The 13,976-nt window shown below is 71.4% G+C and carries 12 protein-coding genes and 1 tRNA gene; 9 read left to right on the top strand and 4 right to left on the bottom strand.

Annotation, left to right across the window (positions count from 1 at the left end):
• The first annotated feature begins 1 nt into the window (after position 1).
• Positions 2–190: a DUF5703 family protein gene (locus tag ABFX81_RS29240; RefSeq protein WP_086839555.1), complete on the top strand. Its 189-nt coding sequence runs from the start codon at positions 2–4 to the stop codon at positions 188–190.
• Between the two features lie 96 nt (positions 191–286).
• Here the strand turns inward: ABFX81_RS29240 and ABFX81_RS29235 are convergent, their stop codons facing one another.
• The 3 genes from ABFX81_RS29235 to ABFX81_RS29225 all read right to left on the bottom strand — a co-directional run bounded on the left by ABFX81_RS29235 (position 287) and on the right by ABFX81_RS29225 (position 2,990).
• Positions 287–1,150 carry a chaplin family protein gene (locus tag ABFX81_RS29235; RefSeq protein WP_346138896.1) on the bottom strand — a complete coding sequence of 288 codons (864 nt, stop codon included), beginning with the start codon at positions 1,148–1,150 and terminating at the stop codon, positions 287–289.
• 130 nt (positions 1,151–1,280) lie between these two features.
• On the bottom strand, positions 1,281–1,514 hold the full coding sequence (gene chpH, locus ABFX81_RS29230; protein WP_003989153.1) for a chaplin ChpH: 234 nt from the start codon (positions 1,512–1,514) through the stop codon (positions 1,281–1,283).
• A gap of 150 nt (positions 1,515–1,664) precedes the next feature.
• A complete protein-coding gene (locus ABFX81_RS29225; RefSeq protein ID WP_086849081.1) occupies positions 1,665–2,990 on the bottom strand; it encodes a M20/M25/M40 family metallo-hydrolase in 1,326 nt (441 codons plus the stop codon).
• 195 nt (positions 2,991–3,185) lie between these two features.
• On the opposite strand from ABFX81_RS29225, the gene ABFX81_RS29220 reads away from it, so the two are divergent.
• From ABFX81_RS29220 to ABFX81_RS29205, 4 genes are all read left to right on the top strand, one after another.
• Positions 3,186–3,270 (top strand) — tRNA-Leu (locus ABFX81_RS29220).
• Between the two features lie 291 nt (positions 3,271–3,561).
• Positions 3,562–7,428 carry a Pls/PosA family non-ribosomal peptide synthetase gene (locus ABFX81_RS29215; protein WP_086849080.1) on the top strand — a complete coding sequence of 1,289 codons (3,867 nt, stop codon included), beginning with the start codon at positions 3,562–3,564 and terminating at the stop codon, positions 7,426–7,428.
• 68 nt (positions 7,429–7,496) lie between these two features.
• The gene (locus ABFX81_RS29210) at positions 7,497–8,840 is read left to right on the top strand and encodes a M1 family aminopeptidase (protein WP_086849079.1); all 1,344 of its coding nucleotides are present in this window, start codon (positions 7,497–7,499) and stop codon (positions 8,838–8,840) included.
• Positions 8,841–8,853: 13 nt separating this feature from the next.
• Entirely contained in the window at positions 8,854–9,228 is a 375-nt protein-coding gene (locus ABFX81_RS29205; protein WP_086849074.1) for a YchJ family protein, read from the top strand.
• 12 nt (positions 9,229–9,240) lie between these two features.
• On the opposite strand, the gene ABFX81_RS29200 is transcribed toward ABFX81_RS29205, so the two are convergent.
• A complete protein-coding gene (locus tag ABFX81_RS29200; protein WP_086849072.1) occupies positions 9,241–9,942 on the bottom strand; it encodes an FCD domain-containing protein in 702 nt (233 codons plus the stop codon).
• 137 nt (positions 9,943–10,079) lie between these two features.
• Here ABFX81_RS29200 and ABFX81_RS29195 point away from each other — a divergent pair, with 137 nt between their 5' ends.
• The 4 genes from ABFX81_RS29195 to ABFX81_RS29180 are packed head-to-tail and all read left to right on the top strand — an operon-like array spanning position 10,080 to position 13,878.
• Positions 10,080–10,598: a gluconokinase gene (locus ABFX81_RS29195; protein WP_150479932.1), complete on the top strand. Its 519-nt coding sequence runs from the start codon at positions 10,080–10,082 to the stop codon at positions 10,596–10,598.
• Positions 10,599–10,650: 52 nt separating this feature from the next.
• Positions 10,651–12,048 (top strand): GntP family permease, encoded by a 1,398-nt coding sequence (locus ABFX81_RS29190; RefSeq protein WP_346138894.1) that lies wholly within the window; start codon positions 10,651–10,653, stop codon positions 12,046–12,048.
• Positions 12,049–12,061: 13 nt separating this feature from the next.
• Positions 12,062–12,826 carry a glucose 1-dehydrogenase gene (locus tag ABFX81_RS29185; RefSeq protein ID WP_086849571.1) on the top strand — a complete coding sequence of 255 codons (765 nt, stop codon included), beginning with the start codon at positions 12,062–12,064 and terminating at the stop codon, positions 12,824–12,826.
• 20 nt (positions 12,827–12,846) lie between these two features.
• A complete protein-coding gene (locus ABFX81_RS29180; protein WP_086849577.1) occupies positions 12,847–13,878 on the top strand; it encodes an alcohol dehydrogenase catalytic domain-containing protein in 1,032 nt (343 codons plus the stop codon).
• Positions 13,879–13,976 lie beyond the last annotated feature (98 nt).

Below are 13,976 nucleotides of genomic sequence, written 5' to 3'. Positions count from 1 at the left end.
GATGCCGGAATACGAATTTGTCGACGTGTACCTACCGCGCGGGGTCTCCCGCAAGGAGACGGCACGTCTGCTGACGGACCATGCCGAGTACGGACACTGGGAGTTGCACCGTCTGAGCCTGCTGCGCGACGGCAGCCGCAAGGTGCGGTTGCGCCGGCGGATCATCCGTCAGGTGCGGGCCACGTGGTGAGCTGAGACGGGCACTGGAGAAGGCACACACGGGAGCGGGCCCCGCATCGGCGGGGCCCGCTCCGTTTCCGGGGGCTGTCAGGCCTGTCCGGGGCTGTCAGGCCGAGGTGCGCGCCTTGCGGTAGAGGATCGAGCCCGCGAGCAGCGCGCCGGCGCCGGCCGGCAGGGCGAGCCCGAGCGGCAGGTCGCTGCCGGTGCTGGCGAGCTGCGCGTCGCCCTTGGGCTGGGTGACGAACTGGCCGCCCGGCTGGTTGCCGTGGGAGGAGCCGCCCGGCGTCTCGCTGTCCGCGCCGGGCGTCGTGCCCGGGGAGCCGGGGTCGCCAGGGTTGCCGGGGGTGCCGGGGGTGCCGGGGTCGCCCGGATCACCGGGGTTTCCGGGGTGGCCCGGGTTTCCGGGGTCACCGGGGTTTCCGGGGTGGCCCGGGTTCCCGGGATCGCCCGGGTTTCCGGGATCGCCCGGCTGTCCCGGGTTTCCGTTGTCGCCGCCGGGCGGGTTGCTGTGGTGCCCGCCGGAGCCGCCGTTCGCGCAGTCGTTGCCCGTGCTGGAGTTGCCCACGCCGACGACGTCGACGCTGTTGCCGCAGACGTTCACCGGCACGTGGATCGGCGCCTCGACGTGGTTGCCCGAGCCGACACCGGGCGAGTCACCGGCATGGCCGCCGGCGTGCGAGCCGCCGTGACCGCCTGAATCGCCGTATCCCCCCGACGGCGATCCACCGCCCTGGTTGGCGCACGAGTTGCCCACCGACGGGTTGAGGACACCGATCACATTGACCGTGTTCCCGCAGACGTTGACCGGCGCGTGCACCGGCGCCTGCACCGTGTTCCCGGACAGCACGCCGGGTGAGCCCGAACTGGAGCCCTGCGCGCCCGAGGCGGCGTGAGCGGAGCCGCCCGCGGCGGCGATCACGCCGGTCGCGGCCGCCACGGTCATCAGACCCTTGCGGGTAGCCTGTCGCATTGCTGAATACCTGCCTTCGACCCTGTCTCGAATTCTTCTCGAATTCCTCGAAAGAAGCGTTCGGTCCCGGAGCGCATGGCACGCGCTCCGGGACCGATGGCTTTGGACTCCCCTCAGTGAGGGGAAAGCATCACTTGTTGATGCAGGTGTTGCCGAAGGCGGGGTTCAGCAGCCCGATCACGGAGACCGTGTTGCCGCAGACGTTCACCGGGACGTGAACGGGCACCTGGACAACGTTGCCGGACAGGACGCCCGGGGAGTGCACAGCGGCACCCTGGGCACCCGAGTCGGCGACGGCCAGGCCCGCGCTCGCGAGAACCAGCCCACCGGTGGCAGCCGCAGCAGCGACGACCTTCTTGATCATTATTCCTCCTAGTTGGCAAAGCGACCTATCTTGCGATCGCATTACCTGTAACGAGGAGGGAGTAATGAGGCTACGAGCTTATGGTCGCATTCACCCTTCCCAGTCGATCTCGCACAACCGACCGAATAGCGGTGTTTCGTATGGGCGGTTTCAGGACGCGTCGATGAACCGGTCGAGCACCCGCGCGCCGAACTTCAGGCCCTCCACCGGCACCCGCTCGTCCACGCCGTGGAACATGCCGGCGAAGTCGAGCTCCGGCGGCAGCTTCAGCGGCGCGAAGCCGAAGCCCCGGATGCCCAGGTCGTCGAAGGACTTCGCGTCCGTCCCGCCGGAGAGCATGTAGGGGATCGCCTTGGCCGTCGGGTCCTCGGCCAGCAGGGAGGACTGCATCGCCTCCACGAGCGCCCCGTCGAAGGTGGTCTCCACGGCCTTGTCGGCGTGGACGTCCTCGCGCCGCACGTTCGGGCCGAGGATGCGGTCGAGGTCGGCGAGGAACTCTTCCTCGTGTCCGGGCAGGAACCGGCCGTCGACATGGGCGGTCGCCTCGCCCGGGATGACGTTGACCTTGTAACCGGCGCCGAGCTGCGTGGGGTTGGCCGTGTTGCTCAGCGTCGCGCCGATGAACTTGGCGATGCCGCCGAGCCTCACGAGCGTCGACTCCATGTCCTCCGGGTCGAGCTCGGTGCCGAGCGCGTCACCGAGCTCGTCGAGGAAGGCGCGGGTGGTCTTGGTGACCCGCACCGGGAACTTGTGCCGCCCCAGCCGCGCGACGGCCTCGGACAGCTCGGTGATCGCGTTGTCCCGGTGGATCATCGACCCGTGCCCGGCCGTGCCGGCCACGGTGAGCTTCATCCAGTGCATGCCCTTCTCGGCCGTCTGGATCAGGTACAGCCGCCGCTCCTCGCTCACAGTGAAGGAGAAACCGCCCACCTCACTGATCGCCTCGGTGACGCCCTCGAAGAGGTCGCGGTGGTTGTCGACGAGGTAGCGGGCCCCGTACGTGCCGCCCGCCTCCTCGTCCGCGAGGAACGCGAGGACGATGTCGCGCGGGGGCTTGCGCCCGCTGCGCATCCGGTCCCGGACGACCGCGAGGGTCATCGCGTCCATGTCCTTCATGTCGACGGCACCGCGGCCCCACACGCAGCCGTCGGCGATCTCGCCGGAGAAGGGGTGGTGGGTCCAGTCGTCCGCGTTGGCCGGCACGACGTCCGTGTGGCCGTGGATGAGGAGCGCGGGCCGGGACCGGTCCTCGCCCTCGATCCGGGCCACCGTGGAGGCGCGGCCCGGGTGCGACTCGAAGATCTGCGGTTCGAGCCCCACCTCGGCGAGCTTCTCGGCGACGTACTCCGCCGCCTTGCGCTCGCCCGGACCCGAGTGGTCGCCGTAGTTGCTGGTGTCGATCTGGATCAGCTCGCGGCAGAGGTCCACGACCTCGTCCTCGCCGGTGACGTTCCTGGCCGTGTCCGTCTCGCTCACGTGCTTCCTCCCGGTGTCACTGCTGGTGGGTCCCCCTCATCCTCCCTCTCCCCGGCCCGCACCCCAAGACCGGTCCCGGCCCGTCACACGCCGTTCACGCCCGGCCGGGTGCGGGCGGGGGGTGATCGGCCACCCCTGAGAGCCTGGTAATGTTTACGTCGTCGCCACGGGGAGAACCCGCGCGACAGACACCTTGTCCGGGTGGCGGAATGGCAGACGCGCTAGCTTGAGGTGCTAGTGCCCTTTATCGGGCGTGGGGGTTCAAGTCCCCCCTCGGACACAGATCGAAAGGCCCCTCTTGCCGAGGGGCTTTTCGTCGTTTCCGGGGAGGAAGGCCTCCCGCCGGGTGAATGTGGGCGACATCTCGCCAGGCCGGCAGAAGCACAGGTGGAAGCCGGGGAGCCGAACCTCCGGGGTGTCTCGCGTTCGCCTCCGAGTGGCGGACATGACAGGGCGAAGTCACCCGACCACTAGAGTATTGGGCTTGTTCGCACCGGAACGGAACATCCCCAGGCAGACCTGCGGGCCCACCGGCGCCCCGGATGGTCCGGGTTCGAGACTCGAGGATCCGATGGCCGCCCTGCACGACAGCCCTGACCTCACCGTGCTGGACCGGGAGCTGAGCACAGCCCCGAGCGACGTGGCCCGTTTCTCCGCCGGTCCTGCGGCCTCCCCCCGCACCCTGCTCGACGTCTTCGAGGCGTCCGTGCGCTCGTACCCCGACGAGCCCGCGCTCGACGACGGTCACCGGCTGCTCACCTACCGCGCGCTGGCGGTCGAGGTGGAGCACCTGCGGCAGCGGCTGGCCGCGGTGGACGTCGGGCTCGGGGACCGCGTCGGTGTCCGGGTGCCGTCGGGCACCAACGACCTGTACGTGGCGATCCTCGCGGTGCTGGCCGCCGGTGCCGCGTACGTGCCCGTGGACGTCGAAGACCCCGACGAGCGGGCCGATCTGGTCTTCGGCGAGGCCGGGGTGCGGGCGGTCGTCGGGGCCGGTCACGAGCTGACCGTCCAAGGTGCCGCCGGTCACACCGCCGCCCGGCCCGGTGCCGGGCACGACGCGTGGATCATCTTCACCTCCGGCTCCACCGGGAACCCCAAGGGCGTCGCCGTGAGCCATCGCAGTGCCGCCGCCTTCGTGGACGCCGAGGCCGGGTTGTTCCTCACCGAGGAGCCGATCGGGCCGGGTGACCGGGTCATGGCCGGGCTGTCCGTGGCCTTCGACGCGTCCTGCGAGGAGATGTGGCTGGCCTGGCGGTACGGGGCCTGTCTGGTGCCCGTGCCGCGCTCGCAGGTGCGCAGCGGCGCCGATCTCGGGCCCTGGCTGGTCGAGCAGGAGATCACGGTCGTGTCCACCGTGCCGACGCTCGCGGCGCTGTGGGAGCCCGAGACCCTCAACGACGTACGGCTGCTGATCTTCGGCGGTGAGGCGTGCCCGCCCGAGCTGGCTCAGCGGCTGGTGACGGAGGGGCGCGAGGTGTGGAACACCTACGGGCCGACCGAAGCCACCGTCGTGGCGTGCGCGTCGCTGATGAGCGGCGAGGAGCCGATCCGGATCGGGCTGCCGCTGGACGGCTGGGAGCTGGCCGTCGTGGACGAGGCCGGGGAGCCGGTGCCGATGGGCGGCAGCGGGCAGCTCGTGATCGGCGGGGTCGGGCTCGCCCGGTACCTCGACCCCGGGAAGGACGCGGAGAAGTACGCTCCCTTGGAGTCGCTCGGCTGGGAGCGCGCGTACCGCAGCGGCGACCTGGTGAAGGCCGAGCCGGAGGGGCTGGTCTTCCTCGGGCGGGCCGACGAGCAGATCAAGCTCGGGGGGCGGCGGATCGAGCTCGGTGAGGTGGACGCCGCCCTTCAGGCGCTTCCCGGTGTCGCCGGTGCGGCCGCCGCCGTGCGTACCGCTCGCAGCGGAAACCAGCTCCTCGTCGGGTACGTCGTCATCCAGGAGGGGTGGGATCAGGCCGCCGCCGTCGAGAAGCTGCGTGCCGAACTGCCCGCCGCTCTCGTGCCGCTGCTCGCGCCGGTCGACGAGCTGCCCACTCGTACGTCCGGGAAGGTCGACCGGACCGCGCTGCCGTGGCCGCTGGAGGGCCTGGTCAGCGGTGGTCCGGCCGAGGAGCTGTACGGGACCGAGGCGTGGCTCGCCGAGCAGTGGGGCGAGGTGCTCGGCATCCCGGTGGGCAGCGCCTCCGACGACTTCTTCGCCATCGGCGGGAGCAGTCTGGCCGCCGCCCAGCTCACGACGAAGCTGCGCACCCGCTACCCGAGCGCGGCGGTGCTGGACCTCTACCAGCATCCGACGCTGCGCAAGCTGGCCCGGCACCTGGAGGAGTCCGCGCAGGGCGACGGCTCCCGGCGGGTGGTCGAGCCGGTGCCGGCGCGGGCCGGGGCGCTGCAACTGCTGCTGCTCCTTCCGCTGTTCACCCTGCTCGGGCTGCGCTGGATGGTGCCGCTGGCCGCCCTCGGGAACGTGCTGGGGGCGTACGCCTGGCTGCCGAGCGCTCCCTGGTGGGTCGTGGGTGCCGGGGCGTTGCTGTTCTTCAGTCCGCCGGGACGGCTGGCCATCGCCGCCGGTGGGGCGCGGCTGCTGCTGCGCGGGGTGACGCCAGGTCGCTACGCACGCGGTGGGAGTGTGCATCTGCGGCTGTGGACGGCCGAGCGGCTCGCCGAGTTCAGTGGCGCGGCCTCGCTCACCGGTTCCTGGCTGGAGAGGTACGCCCGGGCGCTCGGCGCCAGAGTCGGGTCCGACGTGGATCTGCACTCGCTGCCGCCGGTGACCGGGATGCTCAAGCTCGGGCGGGGTGCCGCCGTGGAGTCCGAGGTGGATCTGTCGGGCTACTGGCTGGACGGTGACCGGCTGGAGATCGGGCCGGTCAAGGTGGGTGCCGGTGCGGTGGTCGGGACGCGCAGCGCGCTGTTCCCGGGTGCACGCGTGGGCAAGCGGGCCGAGGTCGCGCCCGGTTCCGCCGTCGCCGGGCAGGTGCCCACCGGGCAGCGCTGGGCCGGGGCGCCCGCCGTGAAGCTCGGCAAGGCCAAGCGGAACTGGCCCAAGGAGCGGCCGGGCAAGAGCGTGTTCTGGCAGGTGATGTACGGCATCTCCGGGTTCGGGCTGAGCGCTCTGCCCCTTCTCGCCGGACTCGGCGCGCTCCTCACCGCCGGCCTGTTCGTGGCGCCCGGCGCCGGGCTCGGTGAGGCGCTGCGGGGCGCGGCGCTCGCGCTGGTTCCGGCGACCTTGGCCTTCGGCGCGGTGTACGCGCTGCTGCTGCTCGTCGCCGTGCGGCTGCTGAGCCTCCGGCTGCGCGAGGGCACGCACCCGACGCACAGCAGGGTCGGCTGGCAGGCCTGGACGGTCACGCAACTGATGGACCAGTCCCGGGAGATGCTGTTCCCGCTGTACGCCGGGCTGGTCACACCGGTGTGGCTGCGGCTGCTCGGGATGCGGATCGGGCGGGGTGCCGAGGTGTCGACGGTGCTCGCGCTGCCCAGCCTGACCACGGTGGGCGACGGCGCGTTCCTCGCGGACGACACGCTGACCGCGCCGTACGAGCTGGGCGGTGGGTGGATGCGGATCGGGCGCGCGCAGATCGGGCGCCGGGCGTTCCTCGGGAACTCGGGGATGACCGCGCCGGGGCGCAGCGTGCCGGACGGCGGGCTGGTCGGGGTGCTGTCGGCGACGCCGAAGAAGGCGAAGAAGGGCAGCTCGTATCTGGGACTGCCGCCGGTGAAGCTGCCGCGCAGCGCGGGCGGCGGCGACCAGAGCCGGACGTACGAGCCGCCCGCGCGGCTGCTGTGGGCGCGGGGCCTGGTGGAGTTGTGCCGGATCGTTCCGGTGCTGTGCTCGGCCGCGCTGGCGGTGCTGACGGTGGCGGCGCTGAGCGCGCTGGGTGGCTGGGCGTGGCCGTTGGCCGGGGTCGTGCTGCTGGCGGTGGGGGTCGCGGGGTGTGCTCTGTCCGTGGTCGCCAAGTGGCTGCTGGTGGGGCGGCACCGCAGTGGTGAGCACCCGCTGTGGAGCTCCTTCGTGTGGCGCAACGAGCTGGCCGACACGTTCGTCGAGGTGGTGGCTGTGCCGTGGCTGGCCGGGCGCGTGCCCGGTACGCCGCTGATGACGGTGTGGCTGCGTGGGCTCGGTGCCCGGATCGGCCGGGGCGTGTGGGTGGAGAGCTACTGGCTGCCGGAGACCGACCTGGTGACGCTCGGGGACGCGGCGACCGTGAACCGGGGCTGTGTGCTCCAGACCCACCTCTTCCACGACCGGATCTTGCGGACGGATACTGTGGTCCTCCGTGAGGGCGCCACTCTGGGCCCGGGCGGGATCGTCCTGCCCGGCAGCACCGTCGGGGCCCGCACCACGCTGGGTCCGGCGTCCCTGGTGATGGCCGCGGAGTCCGTGCCCGACGACACGCGCTGGCTGGGCAACCCGATCGAGGCATGGCGTCGCTAGCCGGGACCTCCGCGGGGCCGGGGGCCGACCGACGTCGTACGAGCGCAGTGCAGGGAGCGGACGCAACAGTGGCGGTTCAGCAGTCAGTGGGTCAGGACCCGTACTTCCCGGGCAACGGTGACCGCCGGTACCGGGTGCACCGGTACGAGCTGACGCTGGACTACCGCCCCGCGCCGAACCGGCTGTCGGGAGCGGCGCGGATCAACGCCATCGCGGGCCGTGGCCAGCTCACCGAGTTCCAGCTGAACCTCGCGGATTTCCGGGTGGGCCGGGTGCGGGTCGACGGCCGTGCGGCGCACTACACGCACCGGGGCGGCAAGTTGCGCGTCCGCCCCGCGAAGCCGCTGCGCGCCGGTGCCGCGTTCACCGTCGAGGTGCAGTGGTCGGGGAACCCCCGGCCGGTGAGCAGCCCGTGGGGCGGCCTCGGCTGGGAGGAGCTGGAGGACGGGGCGCTGGTGGCGAGCCAGCCGGTCGGGGCGCCGTCGTGGTACCCGTGCAACGACCGGCCGGCCGACAAGGCCTCGTACCAGATCTCGGTGACGACGCCGTCGGCCTATGCGGTGGTGGCCGGTGGACGCCTGCTCACCCGCACGACGAAGGCCTCGACGACCACCTGGGTGTACGAGCAGGCGGCGCCGACCTCCAGTTATCTGGTGGGGCTGTCGATCGGGAAGTACCAGACCGTACTGCTGGGCGACCCTGGCCCGGGCGGGGTGCCGCAGCACGGGCACATTCCGGCGCACCTGCTCCCCCGGTTCTCCCGGGACTTCGCACGGCAGCCCGCGATGATGGAGCTGTTCCAGGAATTGTTCGGGCCATACCCGTTCGACGAGTACGCGGTCGTGGTGACCGAGGAGGAGCTCGACGTCCCCGTGGAGGCGCAGGGGTTGTCGCTGTTCGGGTCCAACCATGTGGACGGGGCGCGGGGTTCCGAGCGGCTGGTCGCGCACGAGCTGGCGCACCAGTGGTTCGGCAACAGCGTGTCCATCGCCGACTGGCGGCAGATCTGGCTGAACGAGGGGTTCGCGAAGTACGCCGAGTGGCTCTGGTCGGAGCGCTCGGGTGGCCGTGGTGCCCAGCAACTGGCCGCCGCCGCACACCGGTCGCTGTCCGCGCTGCCGGAGGACCTCCGGCTCGCCGATCCCGGGCGGAAGTCGATGTTCGACGACCGTCTCTACCAGCGCGGCGGGCTCACCCTGCACGCGGTGCGGTGCGCCCTGGGCGACGACGCGTTCTTCCGCATGCTGCGCGAGTGGGCGGGCTTGCACCGAGGCGGGGCGGTGACCACGGCGGCCTTCACCGCGCATGTGGCGCGGTTCGCGGACGAGCCGCTGGACGAGCTGTTCGACGCGTGGGTGTACCGGACGGCGCTGCCGCCACTGCCTTCGTCCGGGACGGGTGCGGCCGTCTAGGACAATGACCGGTATGACCATGCGTTCCTGCCCCTGCGGCCTCCCGGAGGCCTACGGCGACTGCTGCGGCCGCTACCACTCCGGAACCACCGCCGCACCGACCGCCGAGGCGCTGATGCGGTCGCGGTACAGCGCCTTCGTGAAGGGGGACACCGGATATCTGCTGCGGACCTGGCATCCGCGGACGCGGCCCGGGACGCTGGAGCTGGACCCGGGGATGCGGTGGACCGGGCTGGAGATCCTGGACACGAGTGACGGGTCGGCGTTCCACTCCGCCGGGACCGTGGAGTTCCGGGCGTCGTACCGGGGCGGCTCGCTGCACGAGCGGAGCCGGTTCGAACGGGTCGACGGGGCCTGGGTGTACGTCGACGGGGAGTTTCTGCCGTAGCGGACACCCCCTCTAGGGCGCCAGGATGTCGAGTTCCTGGAGGGCGCCGACCGTGATCTCGCGGGTCAGTTCCTCCGCGCGGACCGCGTCGCCCGCGCGGACCGCCTCGGCGACCTGGACGTGCAGGGTGACGGCGGCCGGGTCGGGGTCCTCGAACATCACGTCGTGGTGCGTGCGGCCGGCCAGGACCTCGGCGACGACATCGCCGAGGCGGGCGAACATCTCGTTGCCGGAGGCGTCCAGGATGACGCGGTGGAAGGCCATGTCGTGGACGAGGTACTCCTCCAGCTTGTGACCGCGTGAGTTGGCGACCATGCCGAGGGCGCACTCGGTGAGTTCGGCGCACTGCTCGGACGTGGCGTGCCGGGCGGCGAGGCCCGCGGCGACCGGTTCGATCGCCGAGCGCAGCACCGTGAGGGAGCGCAGCTGCCGGGCGCGGTCCTTGCCGGCCAGGCGCCAGCGGATGACCTGCGGGTCGTAGACGTTCCACTCCGACGTCGGGCGTACGGTCACGCCCACGCGGCGGCGGGACTCGACCAGGTGCATGGATTCCAGGACCCGGACCGCCTCGCGCATCACCGAGCGTGACACGTCGAAACGCTGGGCGAGCTCGTCCGTGCGCAGGACACTGCCCGGCGGGTATTCGCCCGCTGTGATCTCGGGGCCGAGGGTGTCCAGAACATGGCCGTGCAGCCCCCGGCCCGGTGTGGTCATGCACTCAGCGTACGGGGTAGATCACTGAGACAAAAAGTCAGACTTATTCATCACGACCTCTTGAATTCGTCGTACCTAATGGGTTTCAGTTGCGTCGACATCACGTGTCGACGGAGACAGCAGACAGTGAGGCAGCGATGAACACCCCCCACGTCGTCGTGGTCATGGGCGTCGCCGGCACCGGCAAGACCACCATCGGTCCCCTGCTCGCGGCCCGGCTCGGCGTTCCGTACGCCGAGGGCGACGACTTCCACCCGCAGGCCAACATCGCCAAGATGTCGGCCGGTACCCCGCTCACCGACGAGGACCGCCGGCCCTGGCTGGACGCCATCGGCGAGTGGGCGCACGGGCGGGCCGGGCTCGGCGGGGTGGTCAGCTGCTCCGCGCTGAAGCGGTCGTACCGCGACCGGCTGCGGGCCGCCGCGCCCGGCGTGGTCTTCGTGCACCTCACGGGTGACCGCGCGCTCATCGAGGACCGGATGTCGCACCGGCAGGGGCACTTCATGCCGACGGCGCTGCTCGACTCCCAGTTCGCCACGCTCCAGCCGCTCCAGGCGGACGAGGCCGGGGTCGACGTGGACGTCTCCGGCGGCCCGGAGGAGATCACCGAGCGGGCGGCGCTCGCCCTGGAAGACCTCCCCGAGCCCGTCCAGTAGCCCCTGACGGTCCCCCCTCCCCCAGTCCCCTCCAACGCAAGGGAACCCACCCGTGACCAGACTCAGCGTCGAGATGCTGGCAGCGGACGCACCCGAGCCGATCACCTCGGCCGGCCACGCTCAGCTGGGCATCGCCGTCCTGGCGGGCATCGCCGTCATCGTCCTGCTCATCACCAAGTCCAAGCTGCACGCGTTCCTGGCGCTGACCATCGGGTCGCTGGCGCTCGGCGCGATCGCCGGGGCACCGCTGGACAAGGTCCTCACCAGCTTCAGCACCGGCCTCGGCACCACGGTCGCCGGCGTCGGCGTGCTGATCGCCCTCGGCGCGATGCTCGGCAAGATGCTCGCCGACTCCGGGGGCGCCGACCAGATCGTCGACACCATCCTCGCGAAGGCCGGCGGGCGGTCCATGCCGTGGGCGATGGTGCTCATCGCCTCGGTGATCGGACTGCCGCTGTTCTTCGAGGTCGGCATCGTGCTGCTGATCCCGGTGGTGCTGATGGTCGCCAAGCGCGGCAACTACTCGCTGATGCGCATCGGCATCCCGGCGCTCGCCGGCCTGTCCGTGATGCACGGCCTGGTGCCGCCGCACCCCGGTCCGCTGGTCGCGATCGACGCGGTCAAGGCCGACCTCGGCGTGACGCTGGCGCTCGGCGTCCTCGTCGCCATACCCACGGTGATCATCGCCGGTCCGCTGTTCTCGAAGTACGCGGCCCGCTGGGTGGACGTCCCCGCCCCGGACCGCATGATTCCGCAGCGTGCTTCGGAGGACCTGGAGAAGCGTCCCGGCTTCGGCGCCACCCTGTTCACGGTCCTGCTGCCGGTGATCCTCATGCTCGCCAAGGCGCTGGTCGACATCGTCGTGGACGACCCGGAGAACCTGGTCCAGCGCGTCTTCGACGTGATCGGCGCCCCGATGATCGCGCTGCTCGCCTCGGTGCTGGTCGGCATCTTCACGCTGCTGCGGCCCGCCGGGTTCTCCAAGGAGCGCATCTCGCCGCTCGTCGAGAAGAGCCTCGCGCCGATCGCGGGCATCCTGCTGATCGTCGGCGCGGGCGGCGGCTTCAAGCAGACACTGATCGACACCGGGGTGGGCCAGATGGTCCTGGACATCTCCGAGGACTGGTCGATCCCGGCGCTGCTGCTGGCCTGGCTGATCGCGGTGGCGATCCGGCTGGCGACCGGTTCGGCGACGGTGGCGACGGTCTCGGCCGCCGGTCTGGTCGCCCCGCTCGCGGCCGACATGTCGACCACGCACGCGGCCCTGCTGGTCCTCGCCATCGGCGCCGGCTCGCTGTTCTTCAGCCATGTCAACGACGCCGGGTTCTGGATGGTGAAGGAGTACTTCGGGCTGAGTGTCGGCCAGAACATCAAGACGTGGTCGGTCATGGAGACGATCATCTCGGTGGTCGCCGGCGGCATCGTCCTGCTGTTGTCCCTCGTGATCTAGGAGTGCCACGGCCATGACGGCTCACCCTCTCTTCGACATCAGCGGCCGTACGGCCCTGGTGACCGGCTCCAGCCGGGGCATCGGACTCGCGCTCGCCCGTGGCTTGGCGGAGGCCGGCTGCACGGTCGTCCTGAACGGACGCGACAAGGACCGGCTCGCCGAGGCCGCCGCCGGGCTGCCCGGCGACCGGGTGCACACGGCGGCGTTCGACGTGACCGACGGATCATCGGTGGCCTCGGGGGTCGCCGAGGTCGAGGAGCGGGTGGGCCCGCTCGACATCCTCGTCAACAACGCGGGCATGCAACTGCGCGCCCCGCTGCTGGAGTTCACCGACTCCGACTGGCACCGGATCCTGGACACCAACCTGACCAGTGCCTTCCTGGTCGGCCGGGAGGCGGCGCGCCGGATGACGGAACGCGGCCACGGGAAGATCATCAACATCTGCTCGTTGCAGAGCGAGGTGGCACGGCCCGGGATCGCGCCGTACGCCGCCACCAAGGGCGCGCTGAAGATGCTCACCAAGGGCATGTGCGCGGACTGGGGTCCGAGCGGTGTGCAGGTCAACGGGCTCGGTCCGGGTTACATCGAGACCGAGTTGACGCAACCGCTGGTCGAGGACGAGGAGTTCAGTTCCTGGGTGCGGCGGCGCACCCCGGCCGGCCGCTGGGGCCGCACCCAGGACCTGGTGGGCGGGGTGCTGTTCCTCGCCTCCCCCGCGGCCGACTTCGTCAGCGGGCAGGTGCTGTACGTCGACGGCGGTATGACGAGCGTGTTGTGACCACCTGCCGGGAGGCTGTGATGCTGGGTTGTGTGATCCACGGTCAGGGTGACCTGCGCGTGGCGGAGTTGCCGGTTCCCGAGCCCGGGCCCGGGCAGGCGCTGGTCGCCGTGCGGTACGGCGGGGTGTGCGGGTCCGACCTGCACTACTGGCGGCACGGCGGGGTCGGGGACTTCCGGCTCCGGGAGCCGATGGTGCTCGGGCACGAGGTTGTCGGGACGGTGGTCGAGTACGGTGCCGGCGCGTCGGGGCCGGCGCCGGGTGCCGCTGTCGCGGTGCATCCGGCGACGCCGTGCGGCGTGTGTCCGGAGTGCTCGGACGGTCGGCGGAACATCTGCCGGGACACCCGGTACCTGGGCAGTGCGGCGCGCTTTCCGCATGTGCAGGGAGGGTTCGCGGCGCACGTGGTCGTGCCCTGCGAGCAGGTGCGGGCCTTGCCGGAGGGTCTGGAGCTGCGCCGGGCCGCGCTCGCCGAGCCGTTGTCCGTCGCCCTGCACGCGGTGCGGCGGGCCGGGGAGGTGGCCGGGCGGCATGTCCTGGTGACCGGTGCCGGGCCCATCGGCTGTCTCGTGGTCGCGGCGGCGAAGGCGGCGGGGGCTTTCCGGGTGACGGTCACGGATCTGCTGCCCGAGGCGTTGGAGTACGCCCGGATCGCCGGTGCCGGGACTCTCGTGCGGGCCGATGATCCTGACGATCCCGGGTGGCCTTCCGAAGTGGACGTCGCGATCGAGGCGTCCGGAGTGGCTGCGGGGCTCGACGCGTGTCTGCGGCGTGTGCGGCGGGGCGGGGTCGTCGTGCAGTTGGGGATGTTGCCGGCGGGGCACAGTGCGTTTGCGGGGAACCTGGTGGTGAGTCGGGAGATCGAGCTGCGGGGGGCGTTCCGGTTCGATGCCGAGTTCGATGAGGCGTTGGCGCTGCTTGCGGTGGAGCCGGCATTCGATGGGCTGGTGAGTGCGGTGGTACCTGTGGGGGATGCCGCGTCCGCCTTTGCCCTGGCTGCTGATCGGAGTCGGTCTTGCAAGGTGCTGTTGGATTTCGAACCCGCGCCGTAGGGCTGTGCGTCGTGGTGCGGCTGCGGGTGCGTAGTGGTTGTTCGCGCAGTTCCCCGCGCCCCTGGGGCCTCAGCGCCATAGGGGGTGTGGTGGTTGGG

The sequence above is a fragment of the Streptomyces coeruleofuscus genome (assembly GCF_039532725.1).
GTDB lineage: Bacteria > Actinomycetota > Actinomycetes > Streptomycetales > Streptomycetaceae > Streptomyces > Streptomyces coeruleofuscus.
The sequence above is the reverse complement of the archived record's forward strand: the minus strand, read 5'-3'. Positions and strand labels throughout refer to the sequence as shown.

What these genes read in the sequence shown, in the direction of transcription:
- ABFX81_RS29240 (WP_086839555.1), top strand. Translation starts at nt 2, where the DNA reads ATGCCGGAATACGAATTTGTCGACGTGTACCTACCGCGCGGGGTCTCC.
- ABFX81_RS29235 (WP_346138896.1), bottom strand. Translation starts at nt 1,150, where the DNA reads ATGCGACAGGCTACCCGCAAGGGTCTGATGACCGTGGCGGCCGCGACC.
- chpH (WP_003989153.1), bottom strand. Translation starts at nt 1,514, where the DNA reads ATGATCAAGAAGGTCGTCGCTGCTGCGGCTGCCACCGGTGGGCTGGTT.
- ABFX81_RS29215 (WP_086849080.1), top strand. Translation starts at nt 3,562, where the DNA reads ATGGCCGCCCTGCACGACAGCCCTGACCTCACCGTGCTGGACCGGGAG.
- ABFX81_RS29205 (WP_086849074.1), top strand. Translation starts at nt 8,854, where the DNA reads ATGACCATGCGTTCCTGCCCCTGCGGCCTCCCGGAGGCCTACGGCGAC.
- ABFX81_RS29200 (WP_086849072.1), bottom strand. Translation starts at nt 9,942, where the DNA reads ATGACCACACCGGGCCGGGGGCTGCACGGCCATGTTCTGGACACCCTC.
- ABFX81_RS29195 (WP_150479932.1), top strand. Translation starts at nt 10,080, where the DNA reads ATGAACACCCCCCACGTCGTCGTGGTCATGGGCGTCGCCGGCACCGGC.
- ABFX81_RS29185 (WP_086849571.1), top strand. Translation starts at nt 12,062, where the DNA reads ATGACGGCTCACCCTCTCTTCGACATCAGCGGCCGTACGGCCCTGGTG.
- ABFX81_RS29180 (WP_086849577.1), top strand. Translation starts at nt 12,847, where the DNA reads ATGCTGGGTTGTGTGATCCACGGTCAGGGTGACCTGCGCGTGGCGGAG.